Source organism: Ruegeria arenilitoris (assembly GCF_013032855.1).
Classification (GTDB): domain Bacteria; phylum Pseudomonadota; class Alphaproteobacteria; order Rhodobacterales; family Rhodobacteraceae; genus Ruegeria; species Ruegeria arenilitoris.
Genome location: NZ_WQDA01000002.1, coordinates 665,754 through 684,643, shown reverse-complemented (window position 1 = coordinate 684,643; position 18,890 = coordinate 665,754). Strand labels below are relative to the sequence as shown.

The window sequence follows — 18,890 nt, the reverse complement described above, 5'->3', positions numbered from 1 at the left end:
TTTTGTTGGGGGCGTTATAGCACGGGTGCCCGGAAATGCCTTGGAAAAAATGCACGTTTAGGTGGATTAGACGCCGTGTGTGGGGGCGGGGCTCCCGCCTGCAGGCATTTGATCAAAGATCAGGCCCCCTGCAGTTGGGCCAGGCGCGGCCCCGGACGGGGCCGCGCGGTTGTACTTGGGATCAGCGGATCACAGAATCTTCTGACCGGTCTTGGCCCAATCCGACAGGAAGGCTTCGAGCCCCTTGTCGGTCAGCGGGTGGTCGGCCAGCTTCTTGATCACGGCAGGCGGGGCGGTGATCACGTCGGCGCCAATGCGGGCGCTGTCGGCCACATGGTTCACGCTGCGGATCGAGGCGGCGAGGATTTCGGTTTCGAACCCGTAATTGTCATAGACCTGACGGATGTCGGCGATCAGGTCCATACCGTCGAGGTTGATGTCGTCCAGCCGTCCGATGAAGGGCGAAATGAAGGTCGCGCCGGCCTTGGCTGCCAGAAGTGCCTGATTGACCGAGAAGCACAGGGTGACGTTGACCATCTGGCCTTCGTCGCTGAGCGTCTTGCAGGTTTTCAGACCGGCCCAGGTCAGCGGCACCTTGACGGCGATGTTCGGTGCGATCTGCGCCAGCTTGCGGCCTTCGGCGATCATGTCCTCGGCTTCGGTGGCGACGACTTCGGCGGAAACCGGGCCATCGACCAGGTCGCAGATTTCCTTGGTCACTTCCAGAATGTCGCGACCCGATTTCAGGATCAGCGAGGGGTTGGTGGTGACACCGTCCACCATGCCCAGATCGTTCAATTCGGCGATGGCGTCGATTTCGGCTGTGTCTACGAAGAATTTCATCGGGGCAGTCCTTTGATGGGTTGGCCTTGCTCGCGGATGCCTTTACCTCAAAGAGACCCGTGCTGAAACCCCTGCTGAAGAAAGGCGCGCATTGAGCGACCCGGTGCATTTCGACCAAGGTGAGCTGGTGGCGGTTCTGACGACCCAGCCGCTGGACCGGACGTTGGATTACAAGGCGCCCGAGGAGGGGTGTTTCCTGGGGGCCTTCGTCGAGGTGCCGCTGGGCCCGCGCAAGGTTCTGGGTGTGGTCTGGGGCGCGGGGCGCGGAGATTTCGACCGCAGCAAGATCCGCTCGGTCATCCGGGTGCTGGACGTGGCGCCCATGCGCGAAGAGATGCGCCTGTTCCTGCAGCGCGCGGCTGACTACACGCTGACGCCGATGCCGGCCATGCTGCGGCTGGCCACCCGCGCGCCCGGGCTGGGCGACCCGCTGTCGATGCGCAAGATCTATCGGCTGGGCAGCGGCACGCCTGACCGCATGACCGATGCCCGGGCCCGAGTGCTGGAGGTGCTGCGTGACTATGGCGGGCTGGCCTTTACCCTGAAAGAACTGGCCGAGATGGCCGGGGTCACCTCGTCGGTCGTCAAAGGTCTGGTCAAGCAGGGCGCCGTGCGCGAGGAGGACAGCCCGCGCGACCTGCCTTATCCGACGCTGGACCCGGACCGGCCCGGCAAGGCGCTGACCCCCGATCAGACCGCTGCCGCCGACACGTTGCGGGCCGCACTGCGCAGCGGAACCTATGGCACAACGCTGCTGAAGGGCGTGACCGGGTCGGGCAAGACCGAGGTTTACCTTGAAGCGGTGGCCGAAGCGCTGCGCATGAGCCGGCAGGCGTTGGTGCTGCTGCCCGAGATTGCCCTGACTGCCGAGTTTCTGACACGGGTCGAGGAGCGGTTCGGCGCGCGCCCGGCCGAATGGCATTCCGGTGCCACGATGACTGAACGCCGCCGTGTCTGGCGCATGGTCGGGCAGGGCGATGCGCAGATGGTGGTGGGCGCGCGGTCGGCGCTGTTTCTGCCGTTCCGCGATCTGGGCCTGATCGTGGTGGATGAGGAACACGACACCTCGTACAAGCAGGAAGACGGCGTGCATTACAATGCGCGCGACATGGCGGTTCTGCGGGCGGCGATCTGCGGGTCGCGGGTGATCTTGGCCAGCGCCACGCCCTCGCTGGAAAGCTGGGCCAATGCCGAAGCCGGCAAGTACGACCGGTTGGACCTGACCTCGCGCTTTGGGGCGGCGGTGTTGCCGGACATGAAGACCATCGACATGCGTGCCGAGAAGATGCAGCCGGGCACCTGGATTTCCCCCAGTCTGCGCCAAGCGGTGCAGGCGCGGATCGAGAAGGGCGAACAGTCGCTGCTGTTCATCAACCGCCGGGGATATGCGCCGGTGACGCTGTGCCGGGCCTGCGGCGAACAGATCGCCTGCGACCACTGCGATGCGCGCATGGTCGAACACCGGTTCCTCAAACGTCTGATGTGCCACCAGTGCGGCGAGACCAAGCCCATGCCCGAAGCCTGCCCCGCCTGCGGGGTCGAGGGCAAGCTGGCCCCGGTCGGCCCCGGCATCGAACGTCTGGCCGAAGAGGCCGAGGCGACCTTTCCCGACGCCCGCATCGCCATGCTCAGTTCCGACCTGTTCGGCTCGGCCCGGGCGCTGAAGGCCAAGATCGAAGAGATTGCCGAGGGTGACGCAGATATCGTCATCGGCACGCAGCTGGTGGCCAAGGGGCACAATTTCCCGAACCTGACGCTGGTCGGGGTGATCGACTCGGATCTGGGCCTGCACGGGTCCGACCTGCGCGCTGCCGAGCGGACCTTTCAACTGATGCGGCAGGTGGCGGGCCGGGCCGGGCGGGCCGACAAGCCGGGGACGGCGCTGCTGCAGACTTTTCAGCCCGAACACCCGGTGATCCGCGCGATCCTGTCGGGGGATGAGGAAGGGTTCTGGCGTGCCGAGGCCGCCGGGCGTCAGGCGGCCGGGGTGCCGCCTTATGGCCGGATGGCGGGGATCGTGCTGTCCGGCCCCGAGGTCGGGCCCGTCTTTGACATCGGCAACGTATTGGCGCGCAATGACGCGCCGCTGCGGCAGATCGGGGCACAGGTCTTTGGGCCTGCCCCGGCACCGATTGCCCGTATCCGCGGGCGGCACCGGGTAAGGCTGCTGGTCAAGGCGCCCAAGGGGGCACCGATCCAGGACGCCATCGCCCGCTGGATCGCACCTCTGCGCCTGAAGGGAGACATCCGCCTGACCGTCGATATCGACCCGCAGAGCTTCTACTGACTCTGCATCAGCGCAGACCCCATGTGCACGGGGGATTTCCTCTCGCCAGCCGGGCGGATTGGGCGTAGAGAACTCTCATGCTGAAACCGATGCCCCTGTCCCAGGCCCAGAGCCTGCCGTTCTGGCGCCGCCCCGTCACGTTGCTGTTCGTGATGGCGCTGACCATGCCCATCGCCTTCAACGCATGGAGCGCACTGCTGAACAACTTCGTGATCGAAGTCGCGGATTTCGACGGGGCAGACATCGGCCTGCTACACACGGTGCGAGAAATCCCGGGCTTTCTGGCCGTGGGCGTGATCGCGGTGATAATTTTCGTGCGCGAGCAGGTGCTGGCCATGATTTCGCTGATGCTGCTGGGCGTCGCCACGGCGGTGACGGCCTGGTTTCCCAGCCTCGGCGGGCTGCTGTTCGTGACCCTGTTCAGCTCGATCGGGTTTCATTACTACGAAACGGTGAACCAGTCGCTTCAGCTGCAATGGCTGCCCAAGGACCGCGCCCCGCAGGTGCTGGGCTGGCTGGTGGCGATGGGGTCGGCCTCGACGCTGGTGGTCTATGGGCTGATCGTGCTGACCTGGGATCGGTTCGATCTGTCCTACAACACGGTCTTCATGGCGGCTGGTGGGCTGACCGCGGTGCTGGCGCTGTTCTGCCTGATCGCCTATCCGCAATTCGATGCGCCGACACCGCAGACCAAGAAGATCGTGCTGCGCCGCCGCTACTGGCTGTATTACGCGCTGCAGTTCATGGCGGGCGCGCGGCGGCAGATCTTTGTCGTGTTCGCCGGGTTCATGATGGTCGAGCGCTTCGGCTTCGAAGTGCATCACTTGACCAGCCTGTACCTCATCAACCTGATCATCAACATGGCCGCCGCCCCTTTGCTGGGCAAGGCCGTCGCGGTGTTTGGCGAGCGGCGTACGCTGATCTTCGAGTATCTGGGCCTTGCCATCGTATTTGCGGCGTATGGCGGCATCTACTGGTTTGGCTGGGGCGTGCTGCTGGCGGCCATTCTCTACGTCATCGACCACGTGCTGTTCGCGCTGGCTCTGGCGCTCAAGACCTATTTCCAGAAAATCGCCGATCCGGCGGATATTGCCCCGACCGCGGCGGTGGCCTTTACCATCAACCACATCGCGGCGGTGTTCCTGCCGGCGCTTCTGGGGCTGCTGTGGGTCGTGTCGCCCGGGGCGGTGTTCGGCCTGGCGGCGGGCATGGCGCTGATCTCTCTGGCGCTGTCGCTGCTGATCCCGCGTCACCCCGAGCCGGGGAACGAGACCATCTTTTCGAAATACGCCCCCGCGCCGGCCGAATGACACCCGGGACGCTTGACCTCGGCGGCTGACGGCCCTAGGCGCAAAGGCGGTTTCTGCAGGAGGTTCCCATGCCCACATTCACCGCCCTGACCACCCTGAAAGGCAAAGCCGCGGCCGAAAGCCTGGGCGAAGCGATGGAGCGTCTGGATCCCGAACCCACCGGCGTGGGCGTCTTCGAGGTCGAGGACGGCTCGGGCCTGTGGGAGGTCGGCGGCTATTTCACCGAAAGCCCCGACGAGGCCGCCCTGGCCCTGCTGGCGGCGGCCTTCGAAGCCAAGCCCTTCGTGGTGTCGGAACTGCCGGAAACCGACTGGGTCGCCCATGTCCGGCGCGAGCTGGCCCCGGTCGAGGCCGGGCGGTTTTTCGTCTATGGCAGCCACGATGCCGACAAGCTGCCCGAGGGGCGCATTCCGCTGCTGATCGAAGCGGCGATGGCCTTTGGTACTGGGCACCACGGAACGACGCTGGGATGTCTGAAGGCGCTGGACAAGCTGATTGAGACTGGGTTCGAGGCCAGCAAGGTCGCCGATATCGGCTGCGGTACGGCGGTGCTGGCGATGGCGGCGGCGCGGGTCTGGGAAGGTGACATCCTGGCCAGCGACATTGATCAGGTCGCCGTCGACGTAGCCGAGGCCAACCTGAAGGCCAACGGCATGGCCGGGGCCGTCCTTTGTGTCGAGGCTGCCGGATTTGACCATCCTGACCTCCAGGCGGTGGCGCCTTACGATCTGATTTTTGCCAACATTCTGAAGGGCCCGCTGGTGGCCCTTGCGCCGGAGATCGCGCAGAATCTGCGCGGAGGCGGACATGCGATCCTGTCGGGAATCCTCAACGAGCAGGCCGACGAAGTGGAATCGGTTTATGCACAAAACGGGTTCAATACGATGGATCGGTCAATGATTGGTGAATGGACGACGCTAGTCTTAACCAAACAGGGCGCAAATTAGACCATTTGCAGGAGTTTTGTGGATTTTTGCCACGGTTTTGACGCATTCTCTTTCTACCGTCATCCAATGAATTTGGGGGGCGGTTTTTGGAGGCTGCCATGACAGGAAAACAACTTGAATTCGATCAGCGCGTTCATCGGCTGACAAAGAAACACAACAAGATGAGCCGTGGCTATCGCGCGACCATGCGCAAAGATGGTCTGGTCGTCATGAAACCCCAGCGGGTACGCTCGGCGGTTCCGGCCAAGGTTCTGTTGCTGTGCCTGTGCGGATTTTTTGCTTTCAAAGCGTTCCTGCTATCCAATCTCGGCCCGACCGGATACCAGTATCGGGTGGATGCCCTGAACGAAGGGACATCGGTTGAACAGGCGGGCGCGTGGATCATGCAGATCGATCCATTGTCGCAGGCCATTTCGACACAGCTGAACAAGATTCTCTACTGAACTCTCTCTCCTAAAGAGCCTTCAAAAGACAAAAACACCGCGTACCTCTCGGTCCGCGGTGTTTCTGTGCTGCCCCGAGGGAGGATAGGGGCGAGAGCGGGTGGTTTCAGTACAGACGGCGGCGGCCAGCAGCGACCTCGTCGATGTCACCGCGGCACAGGCCGATATCTTCCAGTTCACGGTTGCTCAGACCGTTCAATGCATTGCGCGTCACGCGTGCGTCGTTCCAGGCGACAACGGCGTTCACGACGGATGCCAGAAAGGCGCCGATACGGCCGACAAGGCCAAACGAGCCAATCGAGGCGCGGGTTGTGTCAATTGCAGCCATATCCTGCTTCCTTCTGTTCAGTGTTGACGTTTGAATGTCGAATTCCCGGGCCAGTTAGTGATGTCGGATTGACCTTGCAAGTGCTGAAACTGCATGTGTCCTATGCAGTTTTTGCAATGCTTCGAAAATGATGAAAGTCCCTTAAATTATTGGTGAAAACTGCTTTGGGAATGTGTCGGTTTCAGACTTTCTAGGGTCGCAATGCGTCCGAGTTGTCGCGGACGGAACAGGCGTGTCGCATTTGGGTGCCGGATCAATTTTCTTGGAAAATGTTCACGCTTCGTGCTAATCGAGAGAAAAGACAATGAAAACCCGAGCAGGCCGAGGCACAACATGCGAATTCTGGGCATTGATCCGGGGCTGCGAACCCTGGGGTGGGGCGTCATCGAATCACATGGCAGCCGACTGAGCCATGTTGCCAACGGCCTGTGCAAATCCGACGGGGATGATCTGGGCGAGCGGCTTTTGTCGCTGCACAACCAGATCGTCGAGGTGATCGCCGAACATCAGCCCGACCAGGCAGCCATCGAACAGACCTTTGTCAACAAGGACGGCGCCGGGACGCTGAAGCTGGGTCAGGCGCGCGGAGTGGCGTTGCTGACCTTGGCTCAGGCTGGGTTGCCGGTGGGCGAATACGCGCCCAACCGGGTCAAGAAAACCGTGGTGGGCGTGGGGCACGCCGAGAAGGAACAGATTCTGCACATGGTCAAACTTCAACTGCCGGGATGCCAGCCCAAGGGGGCCGACGCCGCGGATGCGCTGGCGATCGCGATCTGTCATGCGTTCTACGGTGCGACACCGCAGGCGCGCATCAAGCAGGTGGCCACATGATCGGCAAACTGACCGGACGCATCGACTACCGCGCGGCGGATCACCTTCTGATCGACGTGCGCGGGGTCGGCTACATCGTCTATTGCTCGGACCGCACCATGGCGGCCCTGCCTGGGGTGGGCGAGGCGGTCTCGCTGTACACCGATCTGGTGGTGCGCGAGGACCTGATGCAGCTTTATGGCTTTCTGTCTCTGGTCGAGAAAGAATGGCACCGGCTGCTCTGCTCGGTTCAGGGGGTGGGGGCCAAGGTGTCGCTGGCCATTCTGGGCGCGCTGGGGCCGGACGGGGTCAGCCGGGCCATCGCGCTGGGCGATTGGGGCGCGGTAAAGGCGGCCAAGGGCGTCGGGCCCAAGACCGCGCAGCGCATCGTGCTGGACCTGAAAGACAAGGCGCCCGGCGTCATGGCGATGGGCGGCACGGTGACCGAGGCGATGGACGGCCCCGTGGCCGAGGTGGTTGAACCCGCAGACCCGGCGCCAGCCCCGATTCGGGCCCCGAAACCCGGTGCGGGTGCGGCGTCGGCCGGTGCATTGTCGGCGCTGTCGAACCTGGGCTATGGCCCGTCCGAGGCCGCTTCGGCCGTGGCAGAGGCCGCCGCCAACCTGCCCGATGCCGGCGAGGCCGAATTGATCCGCGCGGCGTTGAAACTGCTGGCTCCGAAAGGCTGAATGAATGGTTGATGCCGACCCGACCCTGCGCCCGCAGCCTCTGCCCGAGGACAACGACCGCGCCTTGCGCCCGCAGGGGCTGGACGAATTCATCGGCCAGGCCGAGGCGCGGGCCAATCTGCGCATCTTCATCCAGTCGGCCCGCCAGCGGAACGAGGCGATGGACCACACGCTGTTCCACGGCCCTCCGGGCTTGGGCAAGACGACGCTGGCGCAGATCATGGCGCGCGAGCTTGGGGTGAACTTCCGCATGACCTCTGGGCCGGTTCTGGCCAAGGCCGGGGACCTTGCGGCGATCCTGACCAACCTCGAAGAGCGCGACGTGCTGTTCATCGACGAGATTCACCGCTTGAATCCGGCGGTGGAAGAGGTGCTGTACCCGGCGATGGAGGATTTCGAGCTGGATCTGGTGATCGGCGAGGGCCCCGCGGCCCGCACCGTGCGGATCGAGCTGCAGCCCTTTACCCTGGTCGGGGCGACCACGCGGATGGGCCTGCTGACCACCCCTCTGCGCGACCGGTTCGGCATTCCCACCCGGCTGCAATTCTACACCGTGGAAGAATTGCACGAGATCGTCACCCGCAATGCCCGCAAGCTGGGCGCGCCGGCCGATGACGACGGTGCGCGCGAGATCGCGCGCCGGTCGCGGGGCACTCCCCGTATCGCCGGGCGGCTGCTGCGGCGGGTCGTGGATTTCGCCATCGTCGAGGGCGACGGCCGCATCACGCGCGAATTGGCCGATGGCGCGCTGACGCGGTTGGGCGTCGATAATCTGGGCTTGGACGGCGCCGACCGCCGCTATCTGAAACTGATCGCCGAAAATTATGGCGGTGGCCCGGTAGGGATCGAGACCTTGTCGGCCGCCTTGTCCGAGAGCCGCGACTCGCTGGAGGAAGTGATCGAGCCATATCTGCTGCAACAAGGCCTGATCCAACGCACGCCGCGCGGCCGGATGCTGGCGCAGAAGGCCTGGACGCATCTCGGCATGCCCGCGCCCAAGGGACAGAGCGACCTGTTTGGTTGAAGCCGCCGGCCTCAGACTTTAAGGCTGGGGCGAGAGAATTTTCCAAAGACGAAGGGCAGGGCGTGACACCCGAAGAGATCCAGGCGTTGTTTACCCGATCCGATGGCGCGTTCCTGTTTGCACGTTGGGGACGGCCCATCGTGCCGATCGTGTTCGGGGTCACGGATGAAACCCTGGCCACGGTCAAAGGCGCGTTCGAGGCGGTCGTTGCGCTGGCCGACCACAAGATGGCCGAGACCGACCCCGAACTGGGCGCCAACTGCATGGTGTTCTTCTTTCGCGAGTGGAGCGAGTTGCCCGAGGTTCCCGACCTGGATCGTCTGATTCCCGACCTTGTCCCGCTGGTTGCACGGCTGGAGGACGCCGGTGCGAACCAGTACCGGATTTTCCGCTTCGACGAAGACGGCGCGATCCGGGCGGCCTTCGTCCTTCTGCGGATGGACCGCGAGTTATCGAAGGTGCCGGCTGAAACCCTGGCCCTGTCGCAGGTCGTTCAGACCATTCTGCTGTGGTCCGACACGGCGTTCCGCGACCGCTCGCCCCTGGCCGTGGCGGGCGACACAACGATCCTTCGGCCTGACATTGCCGGGCTGATCCGCGCCGCCTATGATCCGGTTCTGCCGGCGGTGGCGCAGGATCCGTCGCACGCTCTGCGCCTGTTTGCCCGGATGGAGCGTCCGCAATGAAACACGTCTTTCCCATTCGCGTCTATTACGAGGACACCGACATGGGAGGCGTGGTCTATCACGCCAACTATTTGCGCTATATCGAGCGCGCCCGGTCGGATTGGGTGCGCAACCTGGGCAATGACCAGAACGCAATGCGCGAGGCTGGTATCATCTGGGTCGTGCGGAGGGTCGAGGCCGACTATCTGGCGTCTGCGCGGTTCGACGACGAGTTGCAGGTCGAAACCGAGGTCGTCGCGATCTCCGGCGTGCGACTGACCATGGCTCAACTCATCCGGCGCGGCGAGACCGAAGTCTTCCGCGCGACCGTGACGGCCGTTTGCGTCAATCAGGATGGCCGGCCGATCCGGCTCCCGGCAGAGATTCGCGCATTGCTGTAACAATTTGCTCAGCCCCTGTGGTTCTGTTGGCAATTTGCCCCTAACTACGCTAGCGTTTGGCAAAACAAGGCCAATCAACGGCTGTCAGGCAAAACAAAGAGCAGGTTCATGGAAGCTGAAACGCTGGCGCTGGCGCAGGAGATCGATTTCTCCATGTGGGGGCTGTTCGCCCGTGCGACATTCATCGTGAAAGTGGTGATGCTGATCCTTGTGGTCGCATCCTTCTGGTCATGGTCGATCATCATTCAAAAGCTCATCACCTATCGCAGCGCGCGACGCGAAGCGCAGGTGTTCGACGAGGCGTTCTGGTCGGGCAACCCGCTGGACGAGTTGTTTGAACAGATCGGAACGCAGCCGGATGGCAGTTCCGAAAAGATCTTCGCAGCCGGCATGATCGAGTGGCGCCGCTCGCACCGCGCCGACGGTGGACTCATAGCCGGCGCGCAGGCCCGGATCGATCGTTCTATGGATGTGGCCATCGCCAAAGAGGCCGAGGGTTTGCAAAAGGGTCTTTCGATCCTTGCGACCGTGGGTTCGACTGCGCCCTTCATCGGCCTGTTCGGTACGGTTTGGGGCATCATGAACGCCTTCATCGAAATCGCCGAACAGCAGAACACAAACCTGGCCGTCGTGGCACCGGGCATCGCCGAAGCTTTGCTGGCGACCGGTCTTGGCCTGCTGGCCGCAATTCCGGCCGTAATCTTCTACAACAAACTTAGCGCGGACAGCGATCGCATCGTTGGCGGATACGAGGCTTTTGCCGACGAATTCGCAACCATTCTGTCTCGCCAGTTGGACAGCTGACATGGGTGCGGCGATCCAGCAATCGTCTGGCGGCAACGGACGACGCCGCGGACGGCGGCGTGGGCGTGCGCAGCCGATGGGTGAAATCAACGTCACACCCTTTGTCGACGTGATGCTGGTGCTGCTGATCATTTTCATGGTCGCGGCCCCGCTGATGACCGTGGGGGTCGAGGTTGATCTGCCCAAAACCGCCGCCAGTGCTCTGCCGGGCGACAACGAGGAACCGTTGACCGTCACGCTAACAGCCGACGGGCGGGTTCAGATCCAGACCACCGAGGTGACCCGCGACGAGTTGATCGGCAAGTTGCGCGCCATTGCTGCCGAGCGCAGCAGCGACCGCGTCTACCTGCGGGCCGATGGCGCCATTCCTTATGCGCAGGTCATGCAGGTCATGGGTGCGTTGAATGCCGGCGGGTTTTCGAATGTGGGCCTTGTCACCGATACTGGCGGGCCGGCGCTGGACGCGGGCGGAGAGTGAGGCTGCGCGGTGGATACCGGCACCAAGATTTCGGCGATTGCCCATGTGACATTGATCGGATGGGCCCTGTTCGGCGGCACGTTCCGGTCCGAGCCGCTGCCTTTTGCTGTGCAGGAGGTGTCGGTGGTTTCGGCTGAGCAATTCGCTGCCCTGACGGCGCAAAGCGATGCGCCCGAAGTTCCGACGCCCCCCAACGCATTGGAAGATCCGATCGTACAACCCCCGGCGCCCGAAGTGCCGGAGCCGTCTGCCGAAGAACAGCCGCGCCCCGAGCCGGTCACGCCACCTGAACCGGAGCCCGAGCCGCAACCCGAGGCAGTTGAGACTCCACCTGAACCCGAAGTGATCGAGCAGCCTCCGGTACTGGATGAACCGGAACCCGAGGTTGCGGTTTTGCCAGCGCTGCCCGAGTCCCAGCCGCGCCCGGCGGACAAGGTCGCCCCCGAACCCATCGCTCCTCCGCCACTGGACGCAAAGCCGGACGATATCGAAACACCGGCGGTTTCGCTGGATGAAGGTGCTGAGATCCAGCAGGAGCAGCAAGACCAGACCGCGCCCGAGGAAGCCACCGACCAGATCGTGACCGAGGCGGAAGAAGCCAAGGACCTGTCGCCACAAAGCTCGCCGCGTCCCCGGGTCCGGCCCAATCGGCCCAAGCCTGCGGAAACCGAACAGACCGCGACCGCTGAGCCGGCCGAACAGGCTGCGGAACCGGACGAGGCCGCGATCAATGACGCGTTGGCCGAGGCCTTGGGCGGTGCGTCCGAGCCGTCCGGCCCGCCTCTCACCGGCGGTGAAAAGGATGCGATGCGTCTGGCTGTTTCGCGGTGCTGGAATGTGGGCTCGTTGTCGACCGATGCGCTCAAGACCGTTGTGGTGGTCGGTTTCTCACTGAACCGCGACGGCTCGATCGTTCCCGGCAGCCTGCAGCTTCTGGATAGCTCCGGCGGCTCGGACGGGGCCGCAAAACAGGCATACGAGGCCGCCCGGCGTGCGATTTTGCGCTGCGGAGCAAAAGGATATGACCTTCCTGCTGACAAATACGAGCATTGGAAGGATATTGAGATCACCTTCAATCCCGAGAGGATGCGGATCAAATGATGAAACTTCTGACCAGCCTCTTCGTTGGCCTGACCCTTCTGTCGGCCCCCGTGTCTGCGCAAACCGGCCCACTTCGGCTGGAATTGGATGAAGGCATTATCGAACCTTTGCCATTTGCGGTGCCCAGCTTTGTACCGGACAGTCCGGCGGCCAGCCAGTTTGCGGCTGACATCAGCCGCGTCATCGCCGAGGACCTGACCGGAACCGGCCTGTTCCGTGAGATTTCGCCGGATGCATTCATCAGCCGTGTCAGCAGTTTCGAAGCGCCGGTCCAATTTGCGGATTGGAAGGCGATCAATGCCGATGCGCTGGTCACCGGCGCGGTGAATGTCTCGGGCAATACCCTGTCCGTCCGGTTCCGGGTCTGGGATGTATTCTCGGGTCAGGAATTGGGCAACGGCCTGCAATTTGCTGGTACAACCGAGGGCTGGCGCCGAATGGCGCACAAGGTGGCTGATCAGGTCTACAGCCGCATTACCGGTGAGGGAGGCTATTTCGACAGCCGCGTGGCTTTTGTCTCGGAAACCGGCCCAAAGGATCAGCGCCGCAAGCGGCTGGCCATCATGGACTATGACGGGGCGAATGTTCAGTACCTGACCGACAGTGCCGCGATCGTTCTGGCCCCGCGCTTTTCGCCAACGGGCGATCGGCTGCTCTACACCAGCTATGAAAGCGGCCGGCCACGGATTTACGTTCTGGATGTTGGCCGGGTCAAGCGGCAGGAATTGCAGACTCAGGAAGGTACGATGAGTTTCTCGCCGCGCTTTTCGCCTGATGGACGCTCGATCGTCTACTCGCTGACGCAGGGCGGCAATACGGATCTGTGGAAAATGGATCTGGCATCCGGGCAAAGCGTGCGCCTGACCAATACGCCCGCAATTGAAACCGCGCCCAGCTATTCGCCTGACGGATCGCGGATCGTGTTCGAGAGCGACCGGTCAGGCAGCCCTCAGTTGTATATCATGCCGGCAAATGGCGGTGAGGCAACCCGCATCAGCTTTGGCCAAGGGCGCTATGGGACGCCCGTCTGGTCACCACGCGGAGATCTGGTGGCCTTTACCAAGCAGAACAAGGGCCGGTTCCATATCGGCGTGATGCGACTGGACGGTAGCGAGGAGCGGCTGTTGACCGCCTCGTTCCTGGACGAGGGGCCCACATGGTCGCCCAATGGCCGGGTCATAATGTTTGCGCGGGAAACCCAGGGCGCCAGCGGGCGTTCGACCCTGTACTCGGTCGACATTTCGGGCCGAAACCTGCGCCCCGTACGCACCCCGGACGGTGGCAGTGACCCGTCCTGGGGGCCACTGTTGAATTAAGAGACCGCCGGTCGCGCCGAAGTTCACAAGGCAGGCTGGCTGTGATAGACAGACGTCAATAAACAAACGGGACAAGAGGCAACAGAAATGAACGTATTGAGCAAGTTTGCGGCTCTGGGCGCGCTGGCGCTGGTGGCCGCATGTACCAACAACGATCCCTCGGCTTTGGGCGGTGGTGCCGGCGGCAACGGCGCAATCGTCCCGGGTTCTCCCAGCGACCCACGTTCGCCCGCCTATTTCCAGCAGGCGATCGGTGACCGGGTCCTGTTTGCCGTGGATCAGTCCACGCTCTCGCCCGAGGCGCAGACGATCCTTCAGGGGCAGGCCCAGTGGCTGTTGGCCAATACCGACTACGTCGCCACGATCGAAGGTCACGCGGATGAACAGGGCACGCGGGAATACAACCTTGCGCTGGGCGCCCGCAGGGCAAATGCCGCGCGGGAATACCTGATTTCCCGCGGTGTGGCCGGAAACCGTCTGCAGACGATCAGCTATGGCAAGGAGCGCCCGATCGAAATCTGTAGCACCGAGGAATGCTATTCCAAGAACCGCCGCGCGGTCACCGTGCTGACCGGTTCCACAACGGGGTAACAGGATGAGAATTGCGGGATTGGTTCTGGCGGCGGCTTTGACCCTTGCCAGCGGCGCGCAAGCGCAGGATCAGCAGACTCTGGCCGATATTCGCCAGGAACTGACGGTGCTGCATGTCGAGATCCAACGGCTCAAGCGCGAGTTTTCCACGACAGGCTCGCCCGCGCCGAACCTGTCCGGCAGTTCGATTCTGGAACGCGTTGACGCCATCGAGGCCGAGTTGCAGAGGCTGACTCGGCAGACCGAGCAGCTGAATCAGCGTGTTCAGAATGTCGTGACGGACGGAACCAACCGGATCGGAGATCTGGAGTTCCGTCTCTGCGAACTGGAACCCGGTTGCGAGTTCACTGGCGAAGACACACCGACATTGGGTGGAGATAGCGACACAGCGGCCATCACCGCTCCGGTGACGACGCCCGGCGATGCCGCCGACGGCGATCAGGTCGAACTGGCCGTAGGTGAACAAGCCGATTTTGATGCCGCGTCGCAAGCCCTTGCGGACGGAGATTTCCAGACGGCGGCCGATCTTTTTGCGCAATTTGACAGCGCGTATCCCGGCAGCCCGCTGGCCCCCGAAGCCAACCTGAGGCGAGGGCAGGCCCTGGAAGGGCTGGGTGATACCCGCGAAGCGGCCCGGGCTTTCCTTGCCAGCTTTACTGGCGATTCCGAAGGGCCGGTGGCCCCCGAGGCGTTGTACGAACTTGGGGCAGCATTGGGCCGGTTGGGCCAGGTTGACCAGGCTTGTATCACGCTTGGAGAAGTCGGCGTCCGGTTCCCGTCGTCGGCCTTTGTGGCCACGGCAACCGAGGAAATGGCGTCGCTGAGCTGTTCTTGAGCTCACCTGACGGCACCCTTCCGAAGCGCGTCAGGGCACTGTTGCCCGAAACGCTTCCGTCGCGACTGGGCGTGGCCGTGTCCGGTGGAAGCGACTCGCTTGCATTGCTGCATCTTTTGGTCCGGATCGCCCGGGATGAAGGTGTTCGGCTGTTTGCGGCCACTGTCGACCACGGCCTGAGGCCGGATGCGGCCGCCGAGGCCGCCAGTGTTTCCGAGACATGTGCACATTTGGGCGTGTCCCATGTCACTCTGAAATGGACGGGATGGGACCGATCGGGAAACCTGCAGGATCAGGCACGGCAGGCGCGCTACGGCCTGCTGCGGGACTGGGCGGTGTCGCAGGACATTCCCGTGGTCGCTCTGGGCCACACCGCAGATGATCAGGCGGAAACCGTGTTGATGCGTCTTGGGCGCGCCGCTGGCGTGCGCGGATTGTCGGCCATGTCTTTCGCGCGCGATCTGGACGGGGTCACGCTATGGCGACCTGTGCTGGGTGAAACGCGCACCGCTTTGCGGGACTACTTGCGGGCTGAGGGGGTGCGATGGATTGAAGACCCTTCGAATCAGGACCTGCGCTTTGACCGGATCAAGGCCCGCGAGGCGTTGGGCCATCTGTCCGGCTTGGGGATTACGGCTGAAACTTTGTCCCGCGTTGCCGCGAACCTCGGGCGTGCGAACCGGGCGCTTGAGCATTTTGCGCAGGAATCCGCCCGCCGTGTTGCGAAAGAGAAAGCCTGTGCGGTGCGTATGGATCGCGCCGGTTTTGCCGCGCTACCCGAGGAAATACAGCGTCGGCTTGTAGTCGGTATCCTCCAGCGGATCTCGGGTCCGGGATACCCGCCGCGGCAAACCAAAGTCGAGCAGGTCGTACAGGCCGTTATTGCGGGACGTTCGTCGACGCTGAGCGGTTGTCAAATCCTGACGGACGGGAATAGTTCGTGGTTTTGCAGAGAGCTGACCGCCGTTTCGGCATGCGTGGCCCGACCGGCCGAACTCTGGGACGGGCGTTGGATCGCGAAAGGACCGGACACGCCCGGAGCGCAGATCCGTGCGCTTGGCGAGACCGGGTTGCCACAAGTACCCGACTGGCGCGCGACAGGGGTGCCGCGCATGGTGCTGATGGTCACGCCCGCCGTTTGGCTGGGCGACCAAATCGTGTCCGCGCCATTTGCCGGTTTTTTGAACGGATGGTCGTTTGAAATGAACCCGAAATTCCCCGAGTTTTCGGCTTCTTTTTTATCGCATTGAACCTGCTTCAATCATCTCTATTTTAAGAGGCAACCCGGCAGCGCCTCATCTGCCGATGTCTTTTGGGAGAATTTTCTTGGGCAACGCTCGCAATATAGCCTTCTGGGTCGTTCTCTTCCTGTTGATCCTTGCACTGTTCAATCTGTTCAGCGGACCGGGAGGAACCCTCCAGAGCAATGAAAAAACCTATTCGGATTTCGTAAGCGCCGTCGAAGCAGGCGATGTAAAAGGCGTGACGCTGGATGGTGAGCAGATCCGTTACACAACCAGTTCCGGCGGGAATTTCGTCACGATCAAGCCCGGTGATGCCGAAGTCACCAAGCTGCTGATCGAGAAAGACATCCCCGTGCGGGCGGAAAAGCAACAGCAATCGGGTTTCCAGTCTTTCCTGATCACGCTGCTGCCGTTCCTGCTGCTGATCGGTGTCTGGGTCTATTTCATGAACCGGATGCAGGGCGGTGGCAAAGGCGGTGCCATGGGCTTTGGCAAGTCCAAGGCCAAGATGCTGACCGAAAAGCACGGCCGCGTGACCTTTGACGACGTGGCGGGCATCGACGAGGCCAAGGAAGAGCTGGAAGAGATCGTCGAATTCCTGCGCAACCCGCAGAAATTCTCGCGCCTTGGCGGCAAGATCCCGAAAGGTGCGCTGCTGGTTGGCCCTCCGGGCACCGGCAAGACGCTGCTGGCCCGTGCGATTGCAGGCGAGGCCGGCGTTCCGTTCTTCACCATTTCCGGTTCGGACTTCGTGGAAATGTTCGTGGGTGTGGGCGCGTCCCGCGTGCGCGACATGTTCGAACAGGCCAAGAAGAACGCGCCCTGCATCGTGTTCATCGACGAGATCGACGCCGTTGGCCGCCATCGTGGTGCCGGATATGGCGGGGGCAACGACGAACGCGAACAGACCCTGAACCAGCTGCTGGTCGAGATGGACGGGTTCGAGGCAAACGAGGGCGTCATCATCCTGGCGGCAACCAACCGCAAGGACGTGCTCGACCCGGCGCTGCTGCGCCCGGGCCGCTTTGACCGTCAGGTGACCGTCGGCAACCCGGACATCAAAGGTCGCGAAAAGATTCTTGGCGTTCACGCCCGCAAGACGCCTCTGGGTCCGGATGTCGATCTGCGCATCATCGCGCGCGGCACACCCGGCTTCTCGGGGGCTGACCTTGCCAACCTTGTGAACGAAGCCGCGCTGATGGCCGCACGTGTCGGTCGGCGCTTTGTCACCATGGAAGACTTCGAGAACGCCAAGGACAAGGTGATGATGGGGGCCGAGCGCCGCTCGATGGTGCTGACCCAGGACCAGAAGGAAAAGACCGCCTATCACGAGGCCGGCCATGCCGTGGTCGGCATGACCCTGCCGTTGTGCGATCCGGTCTACAAGGCCACGATCATCCCGCGCGGCGGCGCGCTGGGCATGGTGGTAAGCCTGCCTGAAATGGACCAGCTGAACTATCACAGGGACGAATGTGAGCAGAAGCTGGCCATGACCATGGCGGGCAAGGCGGCCGAGGTCATCAAATACGGTGAAGACCACGTCTCGAACGGCCCGGCCGGCGACATCATGCAGGCCAGCCAATTGGCGCGGGCCATGGTGATGCGTTGGGGCATGTCCGACAAGGTCGGCAACATCGACTATGCCGAGGCGCATGAAGGCTATCAGGGCAACACGGCCGGGTTCTCGGTTTCGGCCCATACCAAGGAACTGATCGAGGAAGAGGTCAAACGGCTGATCCAGCAGGGATATGACCGCGCCCATCAGATCCTGACCGAACACAAGGAAGAATGGGAGCGTCTGGCTCAGGGTCTGCTTGAATACGAAACTCTGACGGGTGACGAAATCAAGCGCGTCATGAATGGCGAACCGCCGAATGAGAGTGACGACGAAAGCGACAAGTCCGATCACGGCAATGCCGCGAGCGTGACGGCGATTCCCAAGACCAAGGTCAAGAAGACCCCGCCCGAGGGCGGGATGGAGCCTGAACCTTCGGCATGACGCAAGAGACCCGGCCCCAGAGCCGGGTCTTTTCTTTTCGGCCTTTTCATCAGGGCAGCGAGCGTTAGGCTGCAGCGAACTTTGATCCGCTGTCGAAAGGAAATGGCATGCCTGCCCTGCGTGAAACCGAATTCAAGGCCCGGGTCGTCTGGTTGGGCCACGTTCCCGCCGGGCAATCCCTGCGGGCTCAGCCGGTGCCGCAGCTCGACCTTGGGTTCTCGGGCGACATTGGCGCGCGTCATGAAGGACTCAATCGACCATCCTGCGTGCGGGTCAAGAACCTGTACCCGGAAGGCACCGAAATCCGTAACGTGCGACAGCTGACGATCCTGGCTGCCGAGGAAATGGCGGCCATTGCTTCTGACATGGGCGTGGACCGGCTGGATCCGGCCCTTTTGGGTGCAAGTATCGTTGTCGAGGGCATTCCGGATTTCACGCATGTTCCGCCCTCGTCTCGGCTGCAGGCGGATACGGGATTGACCCTGACCGTCGATATGGAGAACCGCCCTTGTGTCCTGCCCGGACGTGAAATCGAAGCAGAGTCACCGGGGCACGGCGCCCGCTTCAAACCGGCCGCACAGGGCCGGCGCGGGGTGACCGCTTGGATCGAACGGCCGGGGCTTCTGAGGCTCGGAGACAGTCTGACCCTGTTCGTCCCCGATCAGCGCGCATGGAACCCAAAACAGACGGCGGTTTCCGATTAGATACGTCCGAACAAGTCCTACGCCGTTTCGCGGCCTGAAAATGTCGGAATCCACATCCATTCAAACCGTAC

General features: G+C 62.8%; 20 protein-coding genes. 18 read left to right on the top strand and 2 right to left on the bottom strand.

From position 1 onward, the window contains the following. Window positions 1-189: 189 nt before the first annotated feature. The gene (fsa, locus tag GOW72_RS09630) at window positions 190-843 is read right to left on the bottom strand and encodes a fructose-6-phosphate aldolase (RefSeq protein WP_170337507.1); all 654 of its coding nucleotides are present in this window, start codon (window positions 841-843) and stop codon (window positions 190-192) included. A 91-nt stretch (window positions 844-934) separates the two neighbouring features. Between fsa and GOW72_RS09625 the strand changes: the two genes are divergently transcribed. The 4 genes from GOW72_RS09625 to GOW72_RS09610 all read left to right on the top strand — a co-directional run bounded on the left by GOW72_RS09625 (window position 935) and on the right by GOW72_RS09610 (window position 5,830). Next, window positions 935-3,130: a primosomal protein N' gene (locus GOW72_RS09625; RefSeq protein ID WP_170366672.1), complete on the top strand. Its 2,196-nt coding sequence runs from the start codon at window positions 935-937 to the stop codon at window positions 3,128-3,130. Between the two features lie 77 nt (window positions 3,131-3,207). Next, window positions 3,208-4,440 (top strand): MFS transporter, encoded by a 1,233-nt coding sequence (locus GOW72_RS09620; RefSeq protein ID WP_170337866.1) that lies wholly within the window; start codon window positions 3,208-3,210, stop codon window positions 4,438-4,440. Between the two features lie 68 nt (window positions 4,441-4,508). Further along, window positions 4,509-5,387 carry a 50S ribosomal protein L11 methyltransferase gene (locus GOW72_RS09615; RefSeq protein ID WP_170337869.1) on the top strand — a complete coding sequence of 293 codons (879 nt, stop codon included), beginning with the start codon at window positions 4,509-4,511 and terminating at the stop codon, window positions 5,385-5,387. A gap of 98 nt (window positions 5,388-5,485) precedes the next feature. After that, entirely contained in the window at window positions 5,486-5,830 is a 345-nt protein-coding gene (locus tag GOW72_RS09610; protein ID WP_170366671.1) for a hypothetical protein, read from the top strand. Window positions 5,831-5,936: 106 nt separating this feature from the next. Here GOW72_RS09610 and GOW72_RS09605 read toward each other — a convergent pair whose 3' ends face one another. Beyond that, window positions 5,937-6,158 (bottom strand): DUF1127 domain-containing protein, encoded by a 222-nt coding sequence (locus GOW72_RS09605; protein WP_093962786.1) that lies wholly within the window; start codon window positions 6,156-6,158, stop codon window positions 5,937-5,939. A gap of 333 nt (window positions 6,159-6,491) precedes the next feature. On the opposite strand from GOW72_RS09605, the gene ruvC reads away from it, so the two are divergent. From ruvC to GOW72_RS09535, 14 genes are all read left to right on the top strand, one after another. After that, window positions 6,492-6,989 carry a crossover junction endodeoxyribonuclease RuvC gene (gene ruvC / locus GOW72_RS09600; protein ID WP_149775764.1) on the top strand — a complete coding sequence of 166 codons (498 nt, stop codon included), beginning with the start codon at window positions 6,492-6,494 and terminating at the stop codon, window positions 6,987-6,989. Then, the gene (gene ruvA, locus GOW72_RS09595) at window positions 6,986-7,657 is read left to right on the top strand and encodes a Holliday junction branch migration protein RuvA (protein WP_170366670.1); all 672 of its coding nucleotides are present in this window, start codon (window positions 6,986-6,988) and stop codon (window positions 7,655-7,657) included. The genes ruvC and ruvA overlap by 4 nt, the downstream gene beginning before the upstream one ends. Window positions 7,658-7,661: 4 nt before the next feature. Then, window positions 7,662-8,681, top strand: coding sequence for a Holliday junction branch migration DNA helicase RuvB (gene ruvB / locus GOW72_RS09590; protein ID WP_170366669.1), 1,020 nt, complete (start codon window positions 7,662-7,664; stop codon window positions 8,679-8,681). 62 nt (window positions 8,682-8,743) lie between these two features. Next, a complete protein-coding gene (locus GOW72_RS09585; protein ID WP_170366667.1) occupies window positions 8,744-9,367 on the top strand; it encodes a hypothetical protein in 624 nt (207 codons plus the stop codon). Continuing rightward, complete coding sequence (gene ybgC, locus GOW72_RS09580; RefSeq protein WP_170366665.1) at window positions 9,364-9,747, top strand: tol-pal system-associated acyl-CoA thioesterase; 384 nt, start codon at window positions 9,364-9,366, stop codon at window positions 9,745-9,747. The genes GOW72_RS09585 and ybgC overlap by 4 nt, the downstream gene beginning before the upstream one ends. A 108-nt stretch (window positions 9,748-9,855) precedes the next feature. Next, window positions 9,856-10,551 (top strand): protein TolQ, encoded by a 696-nt coding sequence (gene tolQ, locus GOW72_RS09575; RefSeq protein WP_093962778.1) that lies wholly within the window; start codon window positions 9,856-9,858, stop codon window positions 10,549-10,551. A 1-nt stretch (window position 10,552) separates the two neighbouring features. Beyond that, window positions 10,553-11,029, top strand: a complete 477-nt coding sequence (gene tolR / locus GOW72_RS09570) for a protein TolR (protein ID WP_093962777.1) — start codon at window positions 10,553-10,555, stop codon at window positions 11,027-11,029. A 9-nt stretch (window positions 11,030-11,038) separates the two neighbouring features. After that, on the top strand, window positions 11,039-12,130 hold the full coding sequence (locus tag GOW72_RS09565; RefSeq protein ID WP_170366664.1) for an energy transducer TonB: 1,092 nt from the start codon (window positions 11,039-11,041) through the stop codon (window positions 12,128-12,130). Continuing rightward, a complete protein-coding gene (gene tolB, locus GOW72_RS09560; RefSeq protein ID WP_093962775.1) occupies window positions 12,127-13,446 on the top strand; it encodes a Tol-Pal system beta propeller repeat protein TolB in 1,320 nt (439 codons plus the stop codon). Before GOW72_RS09565 ends, tolB begins: the two co-directional genes overlap by 4 nt. 87 nt (window positions 13,447-13,533) lie before the next feature. Next, window positions 13,534-14,037, top strand: a complete 504-nt coding sequence (pal, locus tag GOW72_RS09555) for a peptidoglycan-associated lipoprotein Pal (RefSeq protein ID WP_093962774.1) — start codon at window positions 13,534-13,536, stop codon at window positions 14,035-14,037. A gap of 4 nt (window positions 14,038-14,041) precedes the next feature. Next, on the top strand, window positions 14,042-14,872 hold the full coding sequence (ybgF, locus tag GOW72_RS09550; protein WP_170337885.1) for a tol-pal system protein YbgF: 831 nt from the start codon (window positions 14,042-14,044) through the stop codon (window positions 14,870-14,872). A gap of 41 nt (window positions 14,873-14,913) precedes the next feature. After that, the gene (gene tilS, locus GOW72_RS09545) at window positions 14,914-16,122 is read left to right on the top strand and encodes a tRNA lysidine(34) synthetase TilS (RefSeq protein WP_244952370.1); all 1,209 of its coding nucleotides are present in this window, start codon (window positions 14,914-14,916) and stop codon (window positions 16,120-16,122) included. A gap of 76 nt (window positions 16,123-16,198) precedes the next feature. Beyond that, window positions 16,199-18,115 carry an ATP-dependent zinc metalloprotease FtsH gene (ftsH, locus tag GOW72_RS09540; RefSeq protein ID WP_093962771.1) on the top strand — a complete coding sequence of 639 codons (1,917 nt, stop codon included), beginning with the start codon at window positions 16,199-16,201 and terminating at the stop codon, window positions 18,113-18,115. Window positions 18,116-18,222: 107 nt separating this feature from the next. After that, window positions 18,223-18,819: an MOSC domain-containing protein gene (locus tag GOW72_RS09535; protein ID WP_170366662.1), complete on the top strand. Its 597-nt coding sequence runs from the start codon at window positions 18,223-18,225 to the stop codon at window positions 18,817-18,819. Window positions 18,820-18,890 lie beyond the last annotated feature (71 nt).